This window comes from Ralstonia insidiosa, assembly GCF_008801405.1.
GTDB lineage: Bacteria > Pseudomonadota > Gammaproteobacteria > Burkholderiales > Burkholderiaceae > Ralstonia > Ralstonia insidiosa.
This window is the reverse complement of the sequence record NZ_VZPV01000001.1, coordinates 2,563,050-2,588,385: the sequence shown is the minus strand read 5'-3', so window position 1 is coordinate 2,588,385 and position 25,336 is coordinate 2,563,050. Positions and strand designations below refer to the sequence as shown.

The window sequence follows — 25,336 nt, the reverse complement described above, 5'->3', positions numbered from 1 at the left end:
GGAATGCATGCCGCGCCAGAAAGCCGCTACGCCCGCCACCCCCGCCGATGACAACATCGACGCTGCAGATGGCCAAAGCACCCAGAATGGGCGCGCGGGGCGGCGTGCGCGCGGCGGCGCGGCGCAACCTCCGGCAGAAGAGATCGAGGTTGTCGACACACTGATCGACGATCTGCCTGCCGCAGAGCCAGTCGACGTCAACGACGTTTCCGACAGTGCTGACGAGCCTGACGAAGACGAAGACGACGAAGAGGAATCGGAAGAGGCCGCGCCGGAGGAGGATTTCCGCAAGGTGCTGCAGGCCGAACTGGCTGCCGATACCGTCCAGCACTATCTCAATCGCATCAGTATCAAGCCGTTGCTCACGCCGGCCGAGGAGCTGCATTTCTCGACCTTGGCCAAGGCGGGCGAGTTTGCCGCGCGGCAAGTGATGATCGAGCGTAACCTGCGCCTCGTTGTCAGCATCGCAAAGGGCTATCTGAATCGTGGCGTGCCGCTGCTTGATCTGATCGAAGAGGGCAACCTCGGTCTGATGCACGCGATCGAGAAGTTCGATCCAGAGCGTGGCTTCCGTTTCTCGACCTACGCCACATGGTGGATCCGCCAAAGTATCGAGCGCGCCATCATGAACCAGGCGCGTACGGTTCGCCTGCCGGTCCACGTGATTCGCGAGCTCAATCAGGTGCTGCGCGCCAAGCGCCATCTGGAAAAGAGCGGGGTAGATGGGCGTGATGCGAGCCTGGAAGACATCGCACACCTGCTCGGCAAAACCACCGATGAAGTACAGGACGTGCTCTCGCTCAACGAGCATACGACCTCGCTCGATACGCCGTTCGATCTCGATCCGGGCACCAGCCTCCTCGATTTCCTGTCGGATGAGCATGGTGCCTCGCCGGATCAGGAGGTGGCGCATCGCGAGCTGTCGCAACTGATGAAGTCGTGGTTGGCGCGCTTGTCCGACAAGCATCGCTACGTGGTCGAGCGCCGCTTCGGCCTCAACCACATCGAACCTGCCACGCTGGAAGAGCTGGCGGCTGAGATGGGCCTCACGCGCGAACGCGTGCGCCAGATCCAGCAAGAAGCGCTGGTCAAGCTCAAACGCCATTTCGCCTCACAGGGCGTGCGCAAGGACGCGGTGCTGTAAGGCGCCGCTGGTCCAGTTCGCCCCATCAATCGTTACGTAGCTCCAGCAGCATCGGCTGATGGTCCGATGCCTGCGTGGCGCTGTTCACCTCCACGCGCAGCACGCGCGACTTCAGAGGTTCGCTGATCAGCATGTAGTCGCACGCGTAGGCCGGCTCGGTCCAGTCGGTACGGTCGTATACGCCGAAGGTCGGCGGCTGTGGCGTCGCGCCATGTGCTATCTCCCAGGCATCGTGCAATGCCGGTTCCCGTGAGAACGGAACGGTGGCCAGGCGCTTGGGCGTGGAATCGGGCTTGCAGTTGAGATCGCCGCAGATGATCGTGGCAGTGGTCTGTGGTAACGGGCGGAATGGACCAGCTTCCGATTCGGGGCCAAGTACGGAAGGGCGTACTGCACGGGCGCAGCCTTCTGCGTGAATCGCTCGCAGCGCGTCGATCTGCGCCAGCCGTTGGGGCTCGGAGTAATACTCCAGATGCGTTGTAACGACGCGCAACGCCCCGAACGGCGCTTGTACGGTCGCCTCGATGGCCATCCGTGGCATGAAGGGCGTGGCATCGTGCGGGCGGGGGAGTGCATGGCGCGTGACGTAGAGCACCGGTAGGCGCGTGGCAATTGCATTGCCGAAGCGCTGCACGTGCGTGCCGTCGTGGCGCTCAAGCGCAAAGCCGCCGATCACGGTGTATTCCGGGCCGAGCGCATCAGCGAGTTCGCCCCACTGGTCGGCGCTCGGGTGGCCGGGCAGGTTGCCGAAGCCGGAGGTGACTTCCTGCAGGCAGAGCACGTCGAAGTCAGCCATTGCGCGCGCTTCGGTGAGTTGGCGCATGAGGTCGACGCGCCCGTCCGCGCCTCGGCCCCACTGGATGTTCCACGTCAGGATAACGGTGCCCATGCGGGTCCTCCGGTGTCTTACAATGCCGCCCTTGTCCCCAATTTGTTCAGGCTCGCCCGTGTCTCAAGCTGCACCCACCGCCACGCCGTCGTCTTCTGATTCCGCAACTGCCGCGCCGGCCAAGGCCCCGCGTGGGCGAAGGAAGCCCGAGATGCCGGTAGCTGGCCCATTGGAGATTGTCTCACTCGATGGCGAGGCGCGCGGCATTGGCCGTCTGGCCAACGAGGATGGCACGCCGGGCAAGGTTGTCTTCGTAGAAGGCGCGTTGCCGGGTGAACTGGTGACGTATCGCAGCCACCGCGTGAAGCCGTCGTACGAGCAGGCGAGCGTGGTGAGCATTCTGCGCCAGTCCGCCTCGCGTGTGACGCCGCAGTGCCAGTTCTTTGGCGTGTGTGGCGGCTGCTCGATGCAGCATCTCGATTCGCGCGCGCAGGTCGCCATCAAGCAGCGTGTGCTGGAGGACGATCTGTGGCACTTGGCTAAGTTGCGCCCAGACGTCGTGTTCCGGCCGATTGCCGGGCCGGATTGGGGCTATCGCTATCGCGCCCGTTTGACGGTGCGCCACGTGGCAGCCAAGGGTGGCGTGCTGGTGGGCTTTCACGAGCGCAAGAGCAGTTATGTGGTCGACATGACCTCATGCGAAGTGCTGCCGCCGCATGTCTCGGCGCTGCTGGTGCCGTTGCGTGGGCTGGTGGGGCGTCTCTCCATTTTCCAGCGCATGCCGCAGATTGAACTGGCTGTCGGTCAGGATGTGACGGTGCTGGTGCTGCGCAACCTCGAGCCGCTCACCGCCGCTGACGAGGCGGAACTGCGCGCGTTTGCTGATCAGCACAACGTTCAATTCTGGCTGCAGCCCAAGGGGCCGGATACGGTGTATCCGTTCTATCCGCTCGACCGCGCGCTGACGTACACGCTTCCCGAGTTCGGCATCACGATGCCGTTCAAGCCGACGGATTTCACGCAGGTCAATCACCAGATCAACCGTGTGCTGATGTCGCGGGCCCTGAAGCTGCTGGATGCGCAGCCGGGCGATCGCTTGCTCGACCTGTTCTGCGGGATCGGCAATTTCACGTTGCCAATGGCCACGCGCGCCCGCGAGGTCATGGGCATCGAGGGCAGCGAAGCGCTGACTACGCGTGCGCTCGCCAACGCTCAGCACAACGGGCTCGATGCGAAGACGACGTTCGCTTGCCGCAACCTGTTCGAAGTGACTGCGGACGATATTGCCGCGCTGGGCAAGTTTGACCGCTGGCTGGTCGATCCGCCGCGCGAAGGGGCGCTGGCGGTTTCGAAGGCGTTGGCGGAGTTGGCGCAACGCGGTGGTGACGCGCTGGCGCTCCTGCCTAAGCGTATCGTCTATGTGTCGTGCAACCCGGCGACGTTGGCGCGCGACGCGGGCTTGCTGGTGCACGAAGCTGGTTACCGGCTGGCTGGGGCGGGTGTGGTGAACATGTTCCCGCACACGTCGCACGTGGAGTCGATGGCAGTGTTTGAGCGCGACTGATTCGCTATCGCGTATCTCTCAGGCAAAGAAAAACCGGCGCACCAGGCGCCGGTTTTTTTTCGCTGCGCTGTTTCCAGCGCGCTGCGAGTACTTAGTTCCGATTGCCGCCGAAGATCCCCAGGATCGCCAGCAGGTTCGTAAAGATGTTGTAGACGTCCAGGTAGATCGCCAGCGTGGCGGTCACGTAGTTGGTCTCGCCGCCGTTCACGACGCGTTGCACGTCGAACAGGATGTAGGCCGAGAAGATCGCGATGGCCAGCACCGAGATCGTCAGCATCATCGCGGGCATTTGCAGCCAGATATTGGCCACCGATGCGACGATCAGTACCAGTACGCCCATGAACAGCCACTTGCCCAGGCCCGAGAAGTCCCGCTTGCTGACCGTGGCCACCGTCGCCATCACGCCGAAGATGATCGCCGTGCCGCCGAATGCCGTCATGATCAGCGCCGCGCCGTTCGAGTAGCTGCCGAGCGTGAAGCCGATCAGGCGAGACAGCATCAACCCCATGAAGAACGTGAAGCCGAGCAGTAATGCCACACCCAGGCCGCTGTTCTTGAAGCGCTCGATGGCGTAGAAGAAGCCAAACGCCACGGCCATGAAGATGATGAAGCCCATCAGCGGGCGGCCACCCATCAGGTTGAAGCCAGTGGTGACGCCGATCCACGCACCGAGGATGGTGGGGATCATCGAAAGCGCGAGCAGCCAATAAGTATTGCGCAGCACACGGTTGCGGACGGCCAACGCGCCGGCGGTGCCGGAAGCGCCAAAACCGTACGTGTTGAGTTGGTTGTCCATGCGAACTCCTTGGGTGAATGACATTGCAGACAATGCGACGACGTTGCGAATGTGGCATCCACAGTGCGCTTTTGCAAGTCGCGTCGTCCTTACTTTGAGCGGGCAGGATGCCATGCGGTTCCGGCGTCCGGGCGATGATCGCGTCGGAAAGGGCACTTCCGGGGTGACTTTTTATGCTCTCAATAAGGCAATCCTAAGCCCGTTCCCCTTGTCACGTCGCGCGAGGCGCGCAGAGTGATGCATGGATCGCCTTCCGCGGCAGTTGGGCGCTAGGCGGGGTTGCACCGCTTGACATCCAATCTGGCTGCGCCCCGTGTTAGAATCTAACGTTTATCTTTCACGTAACACCTTCATTTTTTGGAGTTTTTAATGGCGATCGAACGCACCCTCTCGATTATCAAACCGGACGCAGTGGCCAAGAATGTCATCGGTCAGATCTACGCCCGTTTCGAAGGCGCAGGCCTGAAGGTCGTTGCGGCCAAGATGATCCATCTGTCGCGCGGTGAAGCCGAGCAGTTCTATGCTGTGCACAAGGAGCGCCCGTTCTTCAAGGATCTGGTTGACTTCATGATCTCGGGCCCGGTGATGGTGCAAGCGCTGGAAGGCGAAAACGCAATCGCCAAGAACCGTGACCTGATGGGTGCAACCGACCCGAAGAAGGCAGAGAAGGGCACGATCCGCGCCGATTTCGCTGACAGCATCGACGCCAACGCCGTGCACGGTTCGGACGCTGCTGAAACGGCTGCTGTGGAAGTCGCTTTCTTCTTCCCCGGCCTGAACATTTACAGCCGCTAAGCGTCAACACTAGACTGGAATTGGTGGTTTCGGGTTGCAAGTCATGAACGATGTGGTGAATCTCCTCGATTTCGACGCACAGGGCCTTCTCGCGTACTGCGAGAGCCTGGGCGAGAAGTCGTTCCGCGCCAAGCAATTGCAGCGCTGGATTCACCAGTCGGGCGCGTCCGATTTTGGCGAGATGACCGATCTCGCCAAGTCGCTGCGCGAAAAGCTCGCGACCCGCGCCAACATCCAGGCGCCGGCGGTCATTTCCGATCACCTCTCGACGGACGGCACACGAAAGTGGCTGGTCGACGTGGGGCAAGGCAATGCCGTCGAGACGGTCTACATCCCGGAAGAGACGCGCGGCACACTGTGCGTGTCGTCTCAGGCGGGATGTGCCGTCAATTGCCGGTTCTGTTCGACCGGCAAGCAAGGGTTCTCGCGCAACCTCAGCTCGGGCGAGATCATCGGCCAGCTCTGGATGGCCGAATTCGCCATGCGCAAGCAACTTAGCCGCGGCCCCAAGGATGACCGCGTCATCACCAACGTCGTGATGATGGGTATGGGCGAGCCGTTGCTGAACTACGATGCGTTGGTGCCCGCATTGCGTTTGATGCTGGACGACAACGCGTACGGCCTGTCGCGCCGACGTGTGACGGTATCCACCTCAGGTGTGGTGCCGATGATGGACCGTCTCGCGCACGATGTGCCGGTGGCGCTGGCGGTGTCGCTGCATGCCTCCAACGATGCGCTGCGTGACGTGCTTGTGCCGCTGAACAAGAAGTACCCGTTGGCCGAACTGATGGCAGCCTGCCGCCGCTATCTCGAGTTCGCGCCGCGTGATTTCATCACCTTCGAATATTGCATGCTGGATGGCGTCAATGACACCGTCGAGCACGCTCGCGAATTGCTGCGCGTCGTAGCTGACGTGCCTTGCAAGTTCAACCTGATCCCGTTCAATCCGTTCCCCGAGTCCGGGTTGAAGCGCTCGAACAACGAGCAGATCCGCCGTTTCTCGCAGGTGCTGCTGGACGCCGGCATCGTCACCACGATCCGCAAGACGCGTGGCGACGACATTGATGCGGCCTGCGGCCAACTGGCTGGCGAGGTCAAGGATCGCACGCGCTTGGCTGAGCGCGGCAAGTTTGGCAAGATCGTCGAGATCCCCGTGGTTGGGGCCGACTCCACTCACCGCATGGGTACCGCATGAAGCGTTGGTCGACTGCTGTCAGTTTGGTCTTCACGCTGGCAGCCGCCGGATGCGCATTGCCGCCGCCGGTCCAGACACAGACACGAGAAGTTTCGACCGTCCCCGATCAAAAGGCAGACATCGGCCGTCGTGCTGCGATCCGATTGCAGCTTGCAACGCAATATCTGGAAGCCGGCCAGGCTGCAACCGCGCTTGAAGAGATCAAGAACGCCATTGCGATCGACCCGAGCGTGCCGGGTGCGTATCACATTCGTGCGCTGGCTTACATGAATTTGGGCCAACGCGAGCAGGCAGACGACAGTTTCCGTAGTGCCCTGGCCGCGACGCCACAAGACGGCGATCTGCTGAACAACTACGGCTGGTTCCTGTGCTCGCAGGGTGGCAAGCCCGATCAAGGTATGGCGATGCTGCGTCAGGCCATCGAGGCGCCGGCAGCGGGCAGCCCGGCCAAGCCGTGGACCAACCTGGGTGTTTGCCAGATGCGCCAGGGCGATCTGGATAGCGCGGAGAAGAGCCTCACCCGCGCCACTTATATCGATGCCAACAGTCTGCTGACCAACATGACGTTGGCGCAGCTTTACTACAAGCGCCGCGAGTATGCGCGTGCCATGCCATTCGTCGAACGCGTGAACAGCCGCGGCAATCCGACGGCAGAGAGCTTGTGGCTGGGCGCACGCATCGCGCGCCGCGTGGGCGATGTCTCGCAACAGAATGCATGGAGCGCGCAACTGCAGCGCCGTTTCCCCAATGCGCCCGAAGAGGCGGCTTTCGAACGAGGAGCATGGGATGACTGACCGCGACGTGGCAAGCGCCGCCGACCTTTCTCAAGGTGCCGCGCCTGCCTCGGGTTCGCCCGCGGCCGTATCGCCGGAGCGTGATGATGCGCTGCGCGAGATTGCTGAACGCCTGCGCGCTGGCCGGGAGCACCAGCGCCTGACGGTGGAAGACCTCGCCACGCGCCTGAAGGTGGCACCGGGCAAGCTGTTGGCCGTGGAGGCCGCTGATGTCAGCGCGTTGCCGGACATGACGTTCGCCAAGGGGCTGATCCGCGCTTATGCGCGCGTCCTGCAGGTTGACGTTGATGACCAGCTTGTCCGACTGAACGCACGTGCGCCGGTCGCCAATATCGGTTTGCGCCCCGAAGGTGGGCTGGGTGAGTCATTCTCCGACAAGCCGAGCTTTTCCAAGCGTCGTGGCGGCGGCTGGCTCATTGGGCTCGTGGTTGCTGTGGTTGTGGCCGGCGGTGCGCTTGCCGGCATGGACCGCCTGAAGCAGTGGTTCGCCGCGCAGACAGCCGCTACGCAGACCACCGAACCTGCCGCGAAGGAAATCGCGCCGACTGAACAGCAACCGGCTCCGGCCGAGGCCGCGCAAGCGCCCGCCCCGGCACAGACGGAAACGCCGGCCGCGTCGCTGCCGACGCCGCTCACGCCCGTGGCCCCGGCTGCCCCGGCTTCCGGTGTGGTGACAGCACCGCTGACACCGCCGCCCACGCTGCCGCGGTCAGACAATGGCAATGGCGCCGCACCGGCACCGGTGGCTGACGCTGTCAGCGCCAAGCCTGCCGTAGTCAACGTCGATGCCCCTGCCGCTATTGCACCGAACGAAGCCGCCAAACCGGCAGAGTCGGCAACGGGTAACAGCGCAGTCTCAGTGCGTTTTTCGGGCGCCTCTTGGTTTGAGATCAAGGACAAGTCCGGTAAGACGCTCGCCAGCGGCTTGGCCAAGGAAGGTGACGCGCGCGACCTGACCGGTATGCCGCCGTTCAAGGTCACCTTCGGGAATGCTGAGGCCGTTGAATCGCTCACCGTTGGTGGCGCATCGGTCGACATCCAGAAGTACGCCCGCAATCGCGTGGCACGGGCCACGTTGCCCTGAACCGTTTTGTTGAATGGCGCGGCGCCTGATTGGGCGCCGTGCCTTGTCTGATCATGGAAACCACCACGCCCCTCGATTGCGCTTCTGCCTTGCCTGGCCCCCTGCCGCGCCGGAACTCGCGCGCGGCAGAAATCCGCTGGGGTGATCGCATCGTTCACGTGGGCGGCGCTGCGCCGGTCTGCGTGCAATCGATGACGAACACCGATACATCGGATGCTATCGGCACGGCGATCCAGGTGAAGGAATTGGCGCGTGCCGGTTCTGAACTGGTGCGCATCACGGTGGATACGCCGGCTGCGGCTGCCGCAGTGCCGGCCATCCGCGAGCAACTCGATCGCATGGGCGTGGACGTGCCGCTGGTGGGCGATTTTCACTACAACGGCCACAAGCTGCTGCAGGACTATCCCGAGTGCGCGCAGGCGCTGTCCAAGTACCGCATCAACCCGGGCAACGTGGGGCAGGGCGCGAAGCGTGACACGCAGTTCGCGCAGATGATCGAGATCGCCTGCCGCTACGACAAGCCCGTGCGCATTGGCGTGAACTGGGGCAGTCTGGATCAGGATCTGCTCGCACGCATCATGGATGAGAACGCTCAGCGTGCGACGCCATGGGATGCCCGCACCGTGATGGTCGAAGCGCTGATCACCTCGGCGATCCAGTCTGCGCAGAAGGCGGAAGAGATCGGTTTGCCGGGTAGCCAGATCATCCTGTCATGCAAGGTTTCAGCCGTGCAGGATCTGATCGCGGTGTACCGTGAGCTGGCGCGCCGCTGCAACTACGCGCTGCACCTCGGCTTGACCGAAGCCGGCATGGGCAGCAAGGGCATCGTCGCTTCGACGGCCGCGCTGTCGGTGCTGCTGCAAGAGGGCATTGGCGACACGATCCGCATTTCGCTCACGCCCGAGCCGGGCGCGCCGCGTGAAAAGGAAGTCATCGTGGCGCAGGAGATCCTGCAGACCATGGGCCTGCGCAATTTCACGCCGATGGTCATCGCCTGCCCTGGCTGTGGGCGTACCACCAGCACGGTGTTCCAGGAGCTGGCTGCACGTATCCAGTCGTATCTGCGCGAGCAGATGCCGACGTGGAAGGTCACGCACCCCGGTGTCGAAGAGATGAACGTGGCCGTGATGGGCTGCATCGTCAATGGACCGGGTGAGAGCAAGCACGCCAACATCGGCATCTCGCTCCCGGGTACGGGCGAATCGCCGGCAGCGCCGGTGTTCGTCGACGGCGTGAAGGTGAAGACGCTGCGCGGAGAGCGCATCGCAGAAGAATTCCAGACGATCGTCGACGAGTACGTGCGCACGCATTACGGTGCACAAACCGAGACGGCATAAGGCTTCACAGCAAGAAATGACAAGCCGGCCTGCAGATGAGGCCGGCTTTTAACGTGACATCATGAGCGAACTCAAACAACAACGCGCGCAGAAGATCGCTGGCGTCAAAGGCATGAATGACCTGTTGCCCAGCGACGCCCCGCTGTGGGAGCACTTCGACAACGCGGTGCGCAGCATGCTGCGCGCCTACGGCTACCAGCAGATTCGCACGCCCATCGTCGAGCAGACGCAGCTGTTCGTGCGCGGCATCGGCGAGGTGACGGACATCGTCGAGAAGGAGATGTACTCCTTCACCGACAGCCTGAATGGCGAGCAATTGACGATGCGCCCGGAAGGGACCGCCGCCGCTGTGCGCGCTGTGATCGAGCACAACCTGCTGTACGACGGCCCGAAGCGCCTGTGGTACACGGGCCCGATGTTCCGCCATGAAAAGCCGCAGCGCGGCCGCTACCGTCAGTTCCACCAGGTGGGCGTGGAGGCACTGGGCTTTGCCGGTCCGGACATCGACGCTGAAGTCATCCTGATGTGCCAGCGCCTGTGGGATGACCTCGGCCTGGTCGGCCTGAAGCTTGAGCTGAATTCGCTCGGCCAGGCGGAAGAGCGCGCCGCACACCGTGCCGATCTCATCAAGTACCTGGAAGGCTTCCAGGACATCCTTGACGAAGACAGCAAGCGCCGCCTGTACACCAATCCGCTGCGCGTGCTCGACACGAAGAATCCTGCGCTGCAGACCATGGCGGCCGGCGCACCCAAGCTGATCGACTATCTGGGCGACGAATCCCGTGCGCACTTCGACGGCGTGCAGAAGCTGCTCAAGGCGAACAACATTCCGTTCACGATCAATCCGCGTCTGGTGCGCGGGCTGGATTACTACAACCTCACGGTGTTCGAGTGGACGACCGACAAGCTCGGCTCGCAAGGTACCGTGGCCGGGGGCGGCCGCTATGACCCGCTGATTGAGCAGATCGGCGGCAAGCCGGCGCCTGCATGCGGCTGGGCGATGGGTGTGGAGCGCATCATCGAATTGCTGCGTGAAGAAAAGCTGGAGCCGGAAGCGCAAGGTTGCGACGTCTACATCGTCCATCAGGGCGACGACGCACAGGTGCAGGCCCTGGTGGCCGCCGAGCGCCTGCGTGATGCCGGTCTCGACGTCATCCTTCACGCTTCGGCGGAAGGGCGCAATGGCAGCTTCAAGTCGCAGTTCAAGCGTGCCGACGCAAGTGGCGCATCCTATGCGGTTATCATTGGCGACGACGAAGTGGCCCAAGGCGTGGCACAGATCAAGCCGCTGCGCGGTGATCCGAATGCGGATGCCCAGCAGACCGTGCCGGCTGACCAACTGGTCGACCGCCTGATCGATGCCATGGTGGCAAACAGCGACTAACTCGAAAACCTCAAGCTCTGCAAAGCATGGCCTACGATCTCGAAGAACAGGAACAACTAGAGAGCCTCAAGCACTGGTGGCGTGACAACGGCAACGTGGTGACGTGGATCGCCATCGTGGTGCTGTTGGCCGTGGCTGGGTGGTTTGGCTGGAAGAACTGGCAGCGCAAGCAGGCGGGCGAAGCGTCCGTGCTGTATGAGCAGGTGCAGAAGGCCGTCGATGGCAAGGACGCCGAGAAGATCAAGCGCGCCGCCACCGACATGGAAGACAAGTTTGGCGGAACCGCTTACGCGCAGATGACCGCGCTGGCTGCAGCCAAGGCGCTGTATGAGGCCAACGATGCTGCCGGCGCGAAGGCGCAGTTGCAATGGACCATCGATCACGCACGCGATGGTGAATACAAGGCGCTCGCCAAGCTGCGCCTGGCAGGTCTGCTGCTCGACGAGAAAGCCTACGATCAGGGCCTCGCGCTAGTCTCCGGCGACGTTGCGCCGGCGTTTACCGCACTGTTTGCCGACCGTCGTGGTGACCTGCTTGCCGCGCAGAACAAGACCGAAGATGCGCGTGCGGCCTACAAGCTGGCGCTCGAGAAGTTCGGTCCGACGGACGCTTCGGCTCGCCAGATCGTGCAGTTCAAGCTGGATGCCCTGGGCGGTGCCTGATCGGCAACGTTGGTGCACCTCAACGCATAACAAAAGGATCTCGATTTCATGATTCACGCACTTGAGCAGGGTGGTCTCGCGCGCGCAGCGCGTGTCGCAGTGCTGGCACTGGCGGCGACGGCCGTTCTGGGCGGTTGCTCGCTGTTCAGCAGCAAGGTCAAGCATGAACCTGCCAAGCTGAAGGACGTTCAGCAGGTGCTGGCCGTGAGCCAGGCGTGGAGCGTGAGCGTCGGCAAGAGCGGCCGCTACGTGATGCAGCCGTTCGTCTGGGGCAACAACGTTTACGTGTCGGCCGCCAACGGCGGGGTGACGGCGCTGGATGGCGCAACCGGCCGCACCGTGTGGCAAGGCAAGGCGGATGTCGATCTGACCTCCGGCCCGGGAAGCGACGGCACACTGACGGCCGTGGCTGGTGAGAAGGGCACCGTCGTCGCGTTCGACGAGAAGGGCGCGCAGAAGTGGAAGAGCACCGTCAACGGTGAAGTCCTGACCGCTCCGCTGGTCGGCCAGGGCCTGGTGATTGTGCGTACGACCGATGGCCGCATCCTTGGCTTGGATGGCAGCAATGGCGATCGCAAGTGGATCTATCAACGCTCGCCGTCGGCACTGAACCTGCGTAGCAGCCTGCCGATGATCTTTGCCGGTGACAATGTCATCCTGGGCTTTGCCGGTGGCAAACTGGGCGCGCTGGCGGCCAACAACGGTGCGCTGCGCTGGGAAGCGGCGGTATCGTATCCGCGTGGCGTGTCGGAGATTGAGCGCCTGAACGACGTGACTGGTTCACCGTCGATCGATGGTCAGCAAGTGTGCGCGGCCAGCTTCCAGGGTCGTGTGGCGTGCTTCGATGTCAGCACGGGTGCTCCGCGCTGGGGCCGCGATTTCTCCTCGCCGACCGGCGTGACGCAGGACGGCGGTTCGCTGTTCGCGGCGGATGAGAAGTCGATCGTCTACGGCTTCAATGCCCAGAATGGCGCAGACCTGTGGAAGAACGACGCGCTGCTGTGGCGTGATCTGGGTGCGCCGCTGGCATTTGGCCATGCGGTCATCGTCGGCGATTTCGAGGGCTGGCTGCACTTCCTGGCGAGCGACAGCGGCAAGTTTGTCGCCCGCGTGAAGCTGGACGGCAGCGCCATCAGCGCGGCACCGGTGGTGGTCGGCCAGACGCTCGTCGTGCAGACGCGCGGCGGTGGCGTCTACGGTTACTTGCCGAAGTAACACCTGCCGTCGCGTGCAGATAACGCCGCGACGGCAAACGAATCACTCGGGGCGGCTGGCAGTTGCCGGCGCCTTGAACCTGCGCCCGCGTATCCCGCGGGCGTCTTGCATCTGTTCGGTAGGCCGTGCGGGTGCCAACCGCAGTTGCAACAACCGGAATTTGCCGTGACGCCATTCGCGCACGGTACACAAGCATGAAACCAGTCATTGCCCTTGTGGGGCGGCCGAATGTCGGCAAATCGACCCTGTTCAACCGTCTGACGCGCTCGCGCGACGCGCTGGTCGCGGACATCCCCGGCCTGACCCGCGACCGCCACTACGGCGAGGGTCGCATCGGCGAACGCCCGTTCATCGCGATCGATACCGGTGGCTTCGAGCCCGTCGCCAAAGAGGGCATCGTCGCCGAGATGGCCAAGCAGACGCGCCAGGCCGTGGTCGAGGCCGACGTGGTCATCTTCATCGTCGATGGCCGCCTGGGGCTGGCACCGCAGGATCGCGTGATTGCCGACTATTTGCGCAAGACCGGGCGTCGCATCCTCCTAGCCGTCAACAAGGCCGAGGGCATGCGGTACACGGCAGTCGCCTCCGATTTCTACGAGCTCGGATTGGGCGATCCGGCGGCCATTTCGGCTGCGCATGGCGATGGCGTCAACGACTTGGTGGCGGAAGCACTTGACCTTGCGTTTGCCGAGCGTCCGGAGCTTGCCGAGGCAGCCGATGCGCACAGCCACGGCACGCGGATTGCCATCGTTGGTCGCCCAAACGTGGGCAAGTCGACGCTGGTGAACGCGCTGATTGGCGAGGAGCGCGTGATTGCGTTCGACATGCCGGGCACCACGCGCGACTCCATCTATGTGGATTTCGAACGCAACGGCAAGCCGTACACGCTCATCGACACGGCTGGCCTGCGCAAGCGCGGCAAGGTGTTCGAGGCGATCGAGAAATTCTCAGTGGTCAAGACGCTGCAGTCGATTGCAGATGCCAACGTGGTGGTGCTGCTGCTCGATGCGCAGCAGGATATTTCCGACCAGGACGCACATATCGCCGGCTTTATCGTCGAATCGGGCCGTGCGCTGGTGGTTGGCGTGAACAAGTGGGATGGGCTGACGGGCCATGCGCGTGACCGTATCAAACATGATCTGGAGCGCAAGCTGCAGTTCCTGTCGTTCGCGAACGTGCACTACGTCTCGGCCAAGGAAAAGACTGGTATCGGCGCGCTGCTGAAATCGGTGGATGCTGCGTACGCTGCTGCCATGGTCAAGCTGCCGACGCCCAAGCTCACCCGCGTGTTGCAGGAGGCGGTGGAATTCCAGCAACCGCGTCGCGCGGGGGTCTCGCGTCCGAAGCTGCGCTATGCCCACCAGGGCGGTTCCAACCCGCCGATTGTCGTGATCCACGGCAATGCACTGTCGAATATTCCCGACACTTACCGCCGCTTCCTGGAAGGGCGTTTCCGCGAGGCCTTCCAACTGAAGGGCACCCCGCTGCGAATCGAATTTCGTACGAACAAAAACCCGTACGCCCAATCCAACGAGTGAGCGCGTGCCAAGCCGCGCTCGAATGAGGGCGGGGCGCGCCGGGGGCATTCGAATGGGGGATCATCAGAAGGCTGAGCTAGCCATTTCGTATGGCGAAGTCAGCGCAGTTTTCCGTTTGCTTTCCCTGATTTCTAAGGCTAAATTCACGAAACATGGCGCCTCGTGCGCCATTGGTGTCGTTTAGATTCACCTGGCGGACTCTTTTGACGAACTTTTTTTGCGTCGCCTGCTTGAACCCGGGCTTCCCAGCCCCATAACCCATCACTAAACCTATAAATCTGGAGTGTGCCATGAGCAACAAAGGGCAATTGCTACAAGACCCGTTTCTGAATGCGCTGCGTAAGGAGCATGTGCCGGTGTCGATCTACCTCGTCAACGGTATCAAGCTGCAAGGCAATATCGAGTCGTTCGACCAGTATGTCGTGCTCCTGCGCAACACCGTGACGCAGATGGTGTACAAGCACGCAATCTCCACCGTGGTGCCGGCCCGTGCCGTGAATTTCCGCGTGGACGAAGCGTCCGACGCCTAATCCTGCCTCGCTCCCGCCGCCCTCTGCGCGGCGGGACGCACCCACCTCGGTTTCCCCCTTCTTTATTTCCCCCGCTTGGCATCCCATCCCACCTCCAGCTCGGAGCCGACGCGCGCTATTTTGGTTGCGGTCGATTTCGGCAAACACGATTTTCAGGAAAGCCTGAGTGAACTGGCATTGCTGGCTTCCACGGCAGGCTCCAACCCCGTGCGCGCTGTCACCGGCAAACGTTCCCGGCCCGACGCATCGCTGTTCATCGGCTCGGGCAAGGCTGAGGAGGTGAAGATCGCCGCGGATGAGGAGGACGCCGAGATCGTCATCTTCAACCACGCGCTGAGCCCCGCGCAGCAACGTAACCTCGAGCGCTTTTTCGGTCGCCACGTGGTGGACCGGACAGGCCTCATCCTCGACATCTTCAGCCAGCGTGCGCAGAGCCACGTCGGCAAGGTGCAGGTGGAACTTGCAAGCGTGCGCTACCAAGCGGCACGTCTGGTGCGGGCATGGAGCCACTTGGAGCGTCAGAAGGGCGGGGTCGGCCTGCGTGGCGGCCCGGGTGAGCGCCAGCTTGAGTTGGACCGCCGGATGCTGGATGAGCGCGCCAAGCGCCTGTCGTCCGAGTTGGATAAGCTGCAGCGCCAGCACGATACGCAACGCCGTTCGCGCAGCCGCAACGATGCATTTTCCGTCTCGCTGGTCGGTTATACCAACGCCGGCAAGTCGACCCTGTTCAACTCGTTGACCAAGGCGCGCACCTACGCGGCCAACCAGTTGTTCGCCACCCTGGACACCACCTCCCGCCGTCTGTACTTGGAAGGTTTGGGCAACGTCGTGCTGTCCGACACGGTCGGTTTTATCCGTGATCTGCCGACGCAGCTGGTGGCGGCCTTCCGCGCCACGTTGGAAGAAACCGTGCACGCGGACGTGCTGCTGCACGTGGTGGATGCCGCCAGTACGGTCAAGCACGAGCAGATGGAGCAGGTGGACCGTGTGCTCGATGAGATCGACGCCAGTGGCATTCCGCAGATTCTGGTGATGAACAAGATCGACGCGGCTGAGGAGTTGCGTGCTCAAGGCCCGCGTATCGAGCGAGACGAAAACGGTGCCGTGCGGCGCGTGTTCGTGTCCGCCATCGAGGGCGCGGGGCTGGATCTGCTACGTGAAGCGCTGGTGGAAACGGCAATTCGCCTGCGCGAGAACCCGGCGTCGCATGGTGGTGACTTCGATCCGCGCTTCGATACCCGTCGGGATCACCTCCCTGCGCAACGTGACGAACTGTCGCAGAACCTGCTTGGTGGCGGCTCTTCCGCCGAAGGTGACGAAGCGGGCTGATAGAATCACCCGTTACTTCTTTTGCAGTCAGACAATCAGGACAAGCCCAACCGCTCATGCCCGAGATTTCGACCCAGTCTTCTTCCATAGCCTCGCCCCGTCCAGTGCTGGGCATGTGGCACCGCTTGCGCGTGCTGCTTTCACTGAACGATCCACGCTGGGGTCGCGGCGACGACAATGCCGAGCGCGAAAACAAGGATGAGCCGAAGCGCCAAAGCAAGCCGCCCCAGGATGGTCCGCCCGACCTCGACGAGTTGTGGCGCGACTTCAACCGCCGCCTGAACAACCTGTTCGGCCGCAAGGAAGGTGGCGATGGCGGTAATGGTGGCCCGACGCCGCTGCGCCCCAGTGGTGGTCGCGGTGGTTCCGGCCTTGGCGTTGGTGTACTGCTGGCGGTGCTGGTGGGGCTGTGGCTGGCCAGCGGCTTCTTCATCATTCAGGAAGGCCAGACCGGTGTGATCCTGCAATTTGGCCGCTTCAAGTATTTGGCCACGCCGGGTATCAACTGGCGCTTGCCGTATCCGATCCAATCGCACGAGATCGTCAACCTGTCGGGCGTGCGTACGCTGGAAATCGGCCGCACCACGCAGATCAAAGACACGAACCTGAAGGATTCGTCGATGCTCACGCAGGACGAGAACATCGTCGACGTGCGCTTCTCGGTCCAATACAACATTGAGGATCCGGTCAAGTATCTCTTCTTCAACCGCACGGATCGTGGCGGCGATGAAGAGCTCGTCACGCAGGCCGCCGAAACCTCTGTGCGTGAGATTGTCGGCCGCAACAAGATGGATTCCGTGCTTTACGAAGGGCGCGACGCCGTCGGCCGCAACTTGGCAGAGTCGATTCAGCGCATCCTTGCGGCCTACAACACCGGTATCCGCATCCTCAGCGTCAACGTGCAGAGCGTGCAGCCGCCCGAGCAGGTGCAGGCCGCGTTCGATGACGTGACCAAGGCAGGCCAAGACCGCGAACGCGCGATCTCCGAAGGTCAGGCCTATGCCAACGACGTGGTGCCGCGTGCCAAGGGTACGGCTGCCCGCCTGATGGAAGAAGCGCAGGGCTACAAGGCGCGTGTCACGGCACGTGCGGAAGGTGATGCGGCTCGCTTTGCCTCTGTGCAGCGCGAGTACGCGAAAGCACCGCAGGTCACACGTGACCGTATCTATCTGGAGACCATGCAGGACATCTACGCCAACGCAAACAAGGTGCTGGTCGACCAAAATGGCAACGGCAATCTGCTGTACCTGCCGCTGGACAAGCTGATCGCGCAGACGCAGGGCGATGCTTCTCGCCCAGCAACAGCTCCCGGCGCTTCGCCGCAGGACAGCGGTTCGGCGCAAGGCGTGCCCACGCCCTCCAACCCGTCGTCGATGAGTGACGCAGACTCGCGCTCGCGCGAGGCGCTGCGTAACCGCGATCGCGATTCCCGCTAAGAGGAGGGCATATGAATCGTCTGATTTCCGCCCTCGTGGCGCTGGTAATTGCCCTGGCGGTGTTCTCGTCGGTGGTGTTCGTGGTGGACCAGCGGCAGTACGCCGTGGTGTTCGCTTTTGGTGAGATCAAGCAAGTCATCAAGGAGCCGGGGCTGCACTTCAAGCTGCCGCCGCCGCTGCAGAACGTCGTGTTCATGGACAAGCGCCTGCAGACCATTGATGTGGCCGGTGCTGACCGCTTCATCACAGCAGAGAAGAAAAACCTGCTGGTCGACTGGTTCGTGAAGTGGAAGATTGCTGATCCGCGCTTGTTCTATGTGAGCTTCAAGGGCGACAACCGCCTCGCACAGGACAGCATGACGCAGAAGATCAACTCCATCGCCCGCGATGAGTTTGCGCGCCGTACCGTCTCCGACGTGGTTTCCACGGATCGCGAAGCCGCGATGCAGAGCATCCTCAAGGGTGTGCAGGAGTACGGCAAGTCGGTGGGCGTGGACATCATCGACGTGCGCCTGAAGCGCGTGGACCTGCTGGCCAGCGTGACGGAGTCGGTCTACCGCCGCATGGAAGCCGAGCGCAAGCGTGTGGCCAACGAGCTACGTTCGACCGGTGCCGCCGAGGGTGAAAAGATCCGCGCCGATGCCGATCGTCAACGTGAAGTCGTGCTGGCCGATGCCTACCGCGATGCGCAGAAGATCAAGGGTGAGGGCGATGCCCGCGCCGCAGATATCTACGCCGATGCGTTTGGACGCGATCCGCAGTTCGCCGCGTTCTGGCGCAGTATGGAAGCCTACCGCGCGTCGTTCCGCGATCGTAAGGACGTGATGGTCCTGCAGCCGAACAGCGATTTCTTCAAGTTCATGCGCAGCCCGAACGGCGGTGGTTCGGCGGCAGCACCAGCGGCTGCCCAGTCGGGGCGACATCGCTAGTACAATGCGTCGCTGATCGTATTTGCGGCGGACAGACCCCGGCTTGCCGGGGTTTTGTTCGTTCGCCACCTGCATCCCATGGAAGAGTCACTCCCCACCGTTTTGCTGGCCGCGTGCGCGCTGGTGCTCGTGTTCGAGGGCATCCTGCCGTTTGTCGCGCCGCAGGCCTGGCGCCGTGCCTTCCAGGCGATGACCGAGCTACCCGACGAGAAGCTGCGTGTGATCGGGCTGGTGTCAATGGCGGTGGGGCTGATCCTGTTGCGCCTGCTGCATCACTGAACCGCTTTTCGCGCTTCCTGAAATTCCGCTGTACTGAGACTTCCGACCGAGACTGCCATGCCGACGAATTGGCTGCTGCCTGAATCCATTGCCGACGTGCTGCCTTCCGAGGCGCGCAAGATTGAAGAGCTGCGCCGCCGCATGCTCGACCTGTTCCGCACCTACGGCTACGAACTGGTCATGCCGCCGATGCTGGAATACATCGAGTCGCTGCTCTCCGGCACCGGCCATGACCTGGATCTGAAGACCTTCAAGCTGGTCGATCAGCTCTCCGGCCGGACCATCGGCCTGCGTGCCGACATCACGCCCCAAGTCGCCCGCATTGATGCCCACCTGCTGAATCGCTCCGGGGTGACGCGCCTGTGCTATGCCGGCTCGGTATTGCACACGCGTCCAAGTGGCTTTCACGTCACGCGTGAGCCGTTGCAGATTGGTGCCGAAATCTACGGCCACGCCGGTCTGGAAGCCGATCTGGAGATCCAGGAACTCATGCTCGCGGCGTTGTCGGCGGCAGGCTTGGCAGATGTGCGCCTCGACCTGTGCCATGTTGGCGTGTTGGCAGCTCTGCTGGAGCAGGCGCCGGTCGCGCTGAGCGTGCAGGATGAACTGTTCACCGCATTGGCGTCCAAGGACGTCCCAGCGCTGCGGGCGTTGACGGCCGACCTGCCCGCAGCTCAGCGCGATGCGATCAACCTGCTGCCGTCGCTGTACGGTGGTGTCGATGTGCTCGCTCGTGCCCGTGCGCAACTGCCGGCGCTGCCCGCCATCGGTCGCGCTCTGGATGATCTCTCCACGCTGGCCGAGCGCGCTGGAGGTGCCGCGGTCAACATCGACCTGGCCGATTTGCGTGGCTACCACTACCACAGCGGTGTGATGTTCACGGCCTACGTGGCTGGCGTGCCCAATGCGGTGGCGCGAGGTGGTCGTTACGACAAGGTCGGCGAGGCCTTCGGTCGCGCCCGCCCGGCGACCGGCTTTTCGCTGGATCTGCGTGAGGTCGCTGGCATTTCTCCGGTGGAGGCGCGTGCTGCCGCCATCCACGCCCCGTGGTCGGGTGATGCCAAGCTGCGTGAGGCGATTGCCGCCCTGCGCGCCGCCGGTGAAATCGTCATCCAGTCGCTGCCGGGCCATCCGGAAGATCTGGAGGAATTCGCCTACGATCGCCAGCTTGTAGAAGAGGGCGGTCGCTGGATCGTTAAGCCCCGCAACGCTTCAGTCTGAGGCTGTTGCATAACGTTGTGTAAATACCCGGTAATTTCAGGGAAGACCCTGGCAACAAGGGTAGAATACGTTTTTAACCCATCTGCAAATTCAACATGTCCGCACCAGCAGTGAGCCAAGGACGCAATGTCGTCGTCATCGGCACCCAGTGGGGTGACGAAGGTAAAGGGAAAATCGTCGATTGGCTGACCGATCATGCGCAAGGCGTGGTTCGTTTCCAGGGCGGACATAACGCAGGCCATACCCTCATCATCGGCGGCAAGAAGACGATCCTGCGTCTGATCCCGTCGGGCATCATGCGCGATGGCGTCGCATGCTACATCGGTAACGGTGTGGTGCTCTCGCCCGAGGCGCTGTTCAAGGAAATCGACGAGCTGGAGTCGGCCGGCGTGCAGGTGCAGAACCGCCTGCGCATCTCGGAAGCGACCACGCTCATCCTCCCGTACCACGTTGCCATCGACAAGGCGCGCGAACTCAAGCGCGGTGCTGCCAAGATCGGTACGACCGGTCGCGGCATCGGCCCGGCGTACGAAGACAAGGTCGCTCGCCGTGCGCTGCGCGTGCAGGATCTGTTCGATCCGGCCTACTTTGCCGAGCGCCTGCGCGAGAACCTGGACTTCCACAACTTCGTCCTGACGCAATACCTGAACCACCCGGCGCTGGACTTCCAGCAAGTGCTGGACGAGATGCTGCCGTACGGCGAGCGCCTTGCGCCGATGGTGACGGACGTGTCGGCTGAACTGTTCGCCGTGAATGCCGCGGGCAAGAACCTGATGTTCGAAGGCGCGCAAGGCACGCTGCTCGACATCGACCACGGCACTTATCCGTTCGTCACGTCGAGCAACTGCGTGGCTGGCAATGCGGCTGCCGGTGCGGGCGTGGGTCCGGGCCAACTGCACTACATCCTGGGTATCACCAAGGCGTACTGCACGCGCGTGGGCTCCGGCCCGTTCCCGAGCGAGCTGTACGACGCAGATAACCCTGCTCGTCAGGATCCGACCGGCGTGCGGCTGGCTAACGTTGGCAAGGAATTCGGTTCGGTCACGGGCCGTCCGCGCCGCACTGGCTGGCTGGATGCTGCCGCTCTGCGCCGTGCGATTCAGATCAACGGCGTGTCAGGCTTGTGCATCACCAAGCTCGACGTGCTCGATGGCCTCGAAACCATCAAGCTGTGCGTTGGCTACAAGCTCGACGGCAAGGAAGTCGACATCCTGCCGCGCGGCTCTGACGTCGTGGCGCGCTGCCAGCCGATCTATGAAGAGTTTCCCGGCTGGAACACGTCGACCTTCGGCCTGAAGGAGTGGGACGCACTGCCCGAGACCGCCCAGGCGTATCTCAAGCGCGTGGAAGAGGTGGCCGGCATCCCGATCGCCATGATCTCGACCGGCCCGGACCGCGACGAGACCATCCTGCTGCGTCATCCGTACAAGGACTGACGTGCTGCGCTCGCGCATGTGACAGACTCGCCCGGTGATTCGCCGGGCGAATTTGCATTCAGCAGCGCATTTACTGAACACGACAGCGGCAACTCATGCCGCATTCATGATCAAGAAGAGGAACACGATGAACCAGCCGATCAACGATGACTCGCACCTGTGGGTGTCCTGGGATGACTATCACGGCTTGATCGAGCGCCTGGCGCTGGTTGTGCATGAGTCGGGCTGGAAGTTCGACAAGATTCTGTGCCTGGCGCGTGGCGGTCTGCGCGTGGGCGATCAACTCTCCCGTATCTATGACCTGCCGCTGGCCATTCTGGCCACCAGCAGCTATCGCGAGGCCGCGGGCACGCAGCAGGGCGATCTCGATATCGCTCAGTACATCACGATGACGCGCGGCGAGCTGTCGGGTCGCGTGCTGCTGGTCGACGATCTGGTGGACTCCGGCATCACGCTTGAGCGCGTGGGGCGCCACCTGAAGGAGCGCTATCCCGCCGTCACCGACGTGCGCACCGCCGTGCTGTGGCACAAGGCATGTTCGAAGATCAAGCCGGATTATGCGGTGCAGTTCCTGCCGACCAACCCGTGGATTCACCAGCCGTTCGAGGAATACGATACGCTGCGCCCGCACAATCTGGCGGCTTGGATCAAGCGCGGCAAGGCGCGTGCGGCTGGCAACGGTGAGGCGCCGGCGGTTTGAGTCGTTGGTGGATTGCGTCGAAGCAATCGGGGAGTGGTGTGTGCGGCTTGCGCCGTGCGTGCCACTTCGGTAACCTCACGTGACGGGTCGCAACACGGGCCCGAAACCCGCGCACGGACTGGCTTTGCAGAATTTGGTCAATGCAGGCCGCGCGGATGATCGAAGTGCGGCGCGTCTTAAGGGATGCGCCGGGCATCGAACCCACCCAGCGCCTGGGATGCGCGAGCCGGTGATCCTGGCCCAGCCCCGGTGTGATAGCCGAGACACAATGCCTGTCGTCCTTCGCGGAATGTCGCGTCAGCCACTGAACAACAATCCGATCACGGAAAAGAAAAACGGCGCAACTTGCGTTGCGCCGTTCCTAAACTCTGGTGCCCAGGAGAGGACTCGAACCTCCACGGAGTTACCCGCTAGTACCTGAAACTAGTGCGTCTACCAATTCCGCCACCTGGGCAGGTGTGCGTGTACTGAAGCTGAAATTATCACGGGTTCTATCGAACCTGTCAACACTCTAGAAGAAAAAATTGAATCAGCCGACTTATCCGATCCCGAGCCGCGAGGAAATCCTCGGTGTGCTGCGCACTTCGGGGTCTCCGCTGTCTGCCACCGATATCGCTAAGACGCTGTCGGTCACCCGTAAAGAGCACGATGGCTTTATCAAGCGTCTGACCGCCATGGAGCGGGATGGTCAGATCGAACTCAACCGCAAAGGGCGCTACGAATTGGCGCACCAACCCAATTTCATCGAGGGCCGTGTGATTGGCCATCGCGATGGCTTCGGATTCTTCGTCCGTGATGATGGCGAGCCCGACATTTTCCTGCCCGAGCGCGAAATGCAGAAGGCCATGCATGGCGACCGCGCCCTGGTGCGTGCCGTGGGCTACGACCGCCGCGGGCGATCGGAGGGGCAGATCGTCGAGATCCTGCAGCGCGCCAACAAGCGCATCATCGGCCGCCTGCTCTCGGAGAGCGGCACGCTGGTGGTGGCGCCCGAAGACAAGCGTCTGGGCCGCGACATCCTGATTGCGCCCAAGGGGCAAGGTAAGGCGAAGGTTGGCCAGGTGGTGAGCGTGGAGATCCTGGAATATCCGGATCGCTACGTGCAGCCGATCGGTCGCGTGGTCGAAGTCCTGGGCGAGATTGACGATCCTGGCATGGAGATCGAGATCGCCGTGCGCAAGTACGGTGTGCCGCATGAATTCTCCCAGCCGACCCAGCGTGAGGCCGAAGCGCTGCCGGACGCTGTGCGTGATGCCGATTTGGCTGGCCGCATCGACCTGCGTGATGTGCCGCTCGTCACCATTGACGGTGAAGACGCGCGCGACTTCGATGATGCGGTGTATGCCGAGCCCGTGAAGATCGGTCGCAGTAAAGGTTGGCGCCTGATTGTGGCGATTGCCGATGTGTCGCACTACGTGCGGCCCGGACATCCGCTGGATGCCGACGCCATTGATCGTGCCACTTCGGTCTACTTCCCGCGCCGCGTGATTCCGATGCTGCCGGAGAAGCTCTCCAACGGGCTGTGCTCGCTGAATCCGGAAGTGGATCGCCTGTGCATGGTCTGCGACGCGGTCATCAGCGCCAAGGGCGAGATCAAGGCCTACCAGTTCTATCCGGCGGTGATGCACTCGAAGGCGCGTCTGACCTACAACGAGGTCTGGTCGATCCTGTCGAATGTGAAGGGCCCGGAGGCTGCGAAGCGTGCACCGCTGGTGCCGCATCTGCAGGACCTGTACGAGCTGTATCAGACGTTGCTCAAGGCACGCCGCGAGCGTGGTGCGATTGACTTCGATACCACCGAGACGTACATCGTCTGCAACGCGCAGGGCAAGATCGAGCAGATCCTGCCGCGCACGCGCAACGATGCGCACCGGCTGATTGAGGAGTGCATGCTGACGGCCAACGTCTGTGCGGCCGAGATGCTGGAGAAGTACAAACATCCGGCGCTGTACCGCGTGCACGCGGGCCCGACGGAAGAAAAGCTGCAAGCACTGCGCGCCTTCCTGAAGACCAGCGGCCTGACGCTGGGTGGTGGCGACAAACCCCAGGCGTCTGACTACGCGGAGGTGATGGAAAAGATCGCCGCGCGCCCCGATGCGCCGATGCTGCAGACCATGCTGCTGCGCTCGATGCAGCAGGCGGTCTACAGCCCGGACAACATCGGTCACTTTGGTCTGGCGTACCCGGCCTATGCGCACTTCACCAGCCCGATCCGCCGCTATCCGGACTTGCTGGTGCACCGCTCCATCAAGGCGATCCTGCAGCGCACGCGCTATGTGCCGGCGCTGGCGCCGGGCGTGCAGCTGAACAGCGCACTGTCGCCCAAGGCGCGCCGCCTGCAGGCGGAAGCCGAAAAGGGCGTGCCGGCCGCAATCGTCAATAAGGCCAAGGCCGAGGCGATCTGGCATGAGCTGGGTGTGCATTGCTCGGCCAACGAGCGCCGCGCGGACGAGGCCTCGCGCGATGTCGAGGCCTGGCTCAAGTGCTACTTCATGCGCGACAAGCTCGGCAACGAGTTCTCGGGCACGGTCAGTGCGGTCACCTCGTTCGGCATCTTCGTGCAGCTCGACGAGCTGTACGTGGAGGGCCTGGTGCATGTGACCGAACTGGGCAGCGACTACTTCCAGTACGACGAAGCCCGCAACGAGCTGCGCGGCGAGCGTACGGGCATCCGCTACCGCCTGACCGACCGCGTGCGTGTGCAGTTGCTGCGCGTGGATCTGGATGCACGCAAGATGGACTTCCGCCTGATTCAGGAGCCGTCGGCCAAGGCGCTGCGGCCGACGAAGGTGGCAGGGGCACCGGAAGCCGCGGCAGGCCGCCAGCCCGCTGTTGCTACGCCCGCGCCGCCGGTCGGCCGCAAGAAGCCGCGGCAGTTGGCGGCGCTGCTGGGTGGTACGGCCAAGCCGGAGGAATCGTTCGACGAGACGCTCGACCGCGTCTTCGAAGAGCAGCCGGTGTTCGAGCCGGGCTCGCGTGCACAGCCGCCGGGTCATGCGCATGCCAAGCCGGCCCGCAAAAGGCAGGCAACGCGTGCGCCCAAGCCCAAGGGCGGTGCCAAGACCACTGCACGCAAGGCGCCGGCCAAGGCGCCGCGGAAGTCCAAGGGGCGCTGACCCCCCCCTGGAAAACCGCTGAG

Annotated in this window: 22 protein-coding genes and 1 tRNA gene; 20 read left to right on the top strand and 3 right to left on the bottom strand. The window is 63.0% G+C overall.

All coding sequences use genetic code 11. The features are described from left to right. Positions 1-7 precede the first annotated feature (7 nt). The gene (rpoS, locus tag F7R11_RS12260; RefSeq protein WP_064803843.1) at positions 8-1,144 is read left to right on the top strand and encodes an RNA polymerase sigma factor RpoS; all 1,137 of its coding nucleotides are present in this window, start codon (positions 8-10) and stop codon (positions 1,142-1,144) included. A gap of 25 nt (positions 1,145-1,169) precedes the next feature. Here the strand turns inward: rpoS and F7R11_RS12255 are convergent, their stop codons facing one another. Next, the gene (locus F7R11_RS12255) at positions 1,170-2,033 is read right to left on the bottom strand and encodes an endonuclease/exonuclease/phosphatase family protein (protein WP_064803841.1); all 864 of its coding nucleotides are present in this window, start codon (positions 2,031-2,033) and stop codon (positions 1,170-1,172) included. 151 nt (positions 2,034-2,184) lie between these two features. On the opposite strand from F7R11_RS12255, the gene rlmD reads away from it, so the two are divergent. Then, complete coding sequence (gene rlmD / locus F7R11_RS12250; protein ID WP_064803839.1) at positions 2,185-3,537, top strand: 23S rRNA (uracil(1939)-C(5))-methyltransferase RlmD; 1,353 nt, start codon at positions 2,185-2,187, stop codon at positions 3,535-3,537. Between the two features lie 91 nt (positions 3,538-3,628). Here the strand turns inward: rlmD and F7R11_RS12245 are convergent, their stop codons facing one another. Further along, complete coding sequence (locus tag F7R11_RS12245) at positions 3,629-4,333, bottom strand: Bax inhibitor-1/YccA family protein (protein WP_021194186.1); 705 nt, start codon at positions 4,331-4,333, stop codon at positions 3,629-3,631. Between the two features lie 369 nt (positions 4,334-4,702). Between F7R11_RS12245 and ndk the strand changes: the two genes are divergently transcribed. The 17 genes from ndk (at position 4,703) to F7R11_RS12160 (ending at position 22,197) form a co-directional block, all read left to right on the top strand. Continuing rightward, a complete protein-coding gene (gene ndk, locus F7R11_RS12240) occupies positions 4,703-5,128 on the top strand; it encodes a nucleoside-diphosphate kinase (protein ID WP_021194187.1) in 426 nt (141 codons plus the stop codon). 43 nt (positions 5,129-5,171) lie between these two features. Further along, the gene (gene rlmN, locus F7R11_RS12235) at positions 5,172-6,323 is read left to right on the top strand and encodes a dual-specificity RNA methyltransferase RlmN (protein WP_064803837.1); all 1,152 of its coding nucleotides are present in this window, start codon (positions 5,172-5,174) and stop codon (positions 6,321-6,323) included. Beyond that, entirely contained in the window at positions 6,320-7,117 is a 798-nt protein-coding gene (pilW, locus tag F7R11_RS12230) for a type IV pilus biogenesis/stability protein PilW (protein WP_031329166.1), read from the top strand. The genes rlmN and pilW overlap by 4 nt, the downstream gene beginning before the upstream one ends. Continuing rightward, positions 7,110-8,201, top strand: coding sequence for a helix-turn-helix domain-containing protein (locus tag F7R11_RS12225; protein WP_064803835.1), 1,092 nt, complete (start codon positions 7,110-7,112; stop codon positions 8,199-8,201). Before pilW ends, F7R11_RS12225 begins: the two co-directional genes overlap by 8 nt. A gap of 53 nt (positions 8,202-8,254) precedes the next feature. Then, positions 8,255-9,538: a flavodoxin-dependent (E)-4-hydroxy-3-methylbut-2-enyl-diphosphate synthase gene (gene ispG / locus F7R11_RS12220; protein WP_064803833.1), complete on the top strand. Its 1,284-nt coding sequence runs from the start codon at positions 8,255-8,257 to the stop codon at positions 9,536-9,538. Between the two features lie 61 nt (positions 9,539-9,599). After that, entirely contained in the window at positions 9,600-10,922 is a 1,323-nt protein-coding gene (gene hisS, locus F7R11_RS12215; protein WP_064803831.1) for a histidine--tRNA ligase, read from the top strand. 26 nt (positions 10,923-10,948) lie between these two features. Then, a complete protein-coding gene (locus tag F7R11_RS12210) occupies positions 10,949-11,584 on the top strand; it encodes a YfgM family protein (RefSeq protein WP_021194193.1) in 636 nt (211 codons plus the stop codon). Between the two features lie 48 nt (positions 11,585-11,632). After that, positions 11,633-12,799: an outer membrane protein assembly factor BamB gene (gene bamB, locus F7R11_RS12205; protein WP_064803829.1), complete on the top strand. Its 1,167-nt coding sequence runs from the start codon at positions 11,633-11,635 to the stop codon at positions 12,797-12,799. A 194-nt stretch (positions 12,800-12,993) separates the two neighbouring features. Beyond that, a complete protein-coding gene (gene der, locus F7R11_RS12200; RefSeq protein ID WP_021194195.1) occupies positions 12,994-14,337 on the top strand; it encodes a ribosome biogenesis GTPase Der in 1,344 nt (447 codons plus the stop codon). Positions 14,338-14,627: 290 nt separating this feature from the next. After that, complete coding sequence (hfq, locus tag F7R11_RS12195) at positions 14,628-14,867, top strand: RNA chaperone Hfq (RefSeq protein WP_003263868.1); 240 nt, start codon at positions 14,628-14,630, stop codon at positions 14,865-14,867. A 75-nt stretch (positions 14,868-14,942) separates the two neighbouring features. Next, positions 14,943-16,196: a GTPase HflX gene (gene hflX / locus F7R11_RS12190; RefSeq protein WP_064803826.1), complete on the top strand. Its 1,254-nt coding sequence runs from the start codon at positions 14,943-14,945 to the stop codon at positions 16,194-16,196. 56 nt (positions 16,197-16,252) lie between these two features. Beyond that, a complete protein-coding gene (gene hflK / locus F7R11_RS12185) occupies positions 16,253-17,632 on the top strand; it encodes an FtsH protease activity modulator HflK (RefSeq protein WP_031329171.1) in 1,380 nt (459 codons plus the stop codon). Positions 17,633-17,643: 11 nt separating this feature from the next. After that, complete coding sequence (hflC, locus tag F7R11_RS12180) at positions 17,644-18,561, top strand: protease modulator HflC (protein ID WP_048934290.1); 918 nt, start codon at positions 17,644-17,646, stop codon at positions 18,559-18,561. Between the two features lie 78 nt (positions 18,562-18,639). Continuing rightward, positions 18,640-18,840, top strand: a complete 201-nt coding sequence (locus tag F7R11_RS12175) for a DUF2065 domain-containing protein (RefSeq protein ID WP_048934328.1) — start codon at positions 18,640-18,642, stop codon at positions 18,838-18,840. A 57-nt stretch (positions 18,841-18,897) separates the two neighbouring features. Beyond that, a complete protein-coding gene (locus F7R11_RS12170; RefSeq protein ID WP_064803824.1) occupies positions 18,898-20,061 on the top strand; it encodes an ATP phosphoribosyltransferase regulatory subunit in 1,164 nt (387 codons plus the stop codon). A 95-nt stretch (positions 20,062-20,156) separates the two neighbouring features. Further along, positions 20,157-21,497 carry an adenylosuccinate synthase gene (locus F7R11_RS12165; protein ID WP_064803822.1) on the top strand — a complete coding sequence of 447 codons (1,341 nt, stop codon included), beginning with the start codon at positions 20,157-20,159 and terminating at the stop codon, positions 21,495-21,497. A 127-nt stretch (positions 21,498-21,624) separates the two neighbouring features. Beyond that, on the top strand, positions 21,625-22,197 hold the full coding sequence (locus tag F7R11_RS12160) for a phosphoribosyltransferase (protein WP_031329173.1): 573 nt from the start codon (positions 21,625-21,627) through the stop codon (positions 22,195-22,197). A gap of 369 nt (positions 22,198-22,566) precedes the next feature. On the opposite strand, the gene F7R11_RS12155 is transcribed toward F7R11_RS12160, so the two are convergent. Next, positions 22,567-22,651 (bottom strand) — tRNA-Leu (locus F7R11_RS12155). 70 nt (positions 22,652-22,721) lie between these two features. Between F7R11_RS12155 and rnr the strand changes: the two genes are divergently transcribed. Beyond that, a complete protein-coding gene (rnr, locus tag F7R11_RS12150) occupies positions 22,722-25,313 on the top strand; it encodes a ribonuclease R (RefSeq protein ID WP_064803819.1) in 2,592 nt (863 codons plus the stop codon). Positions 25,314-25,336: the final 23 nt, after the last annotated feature.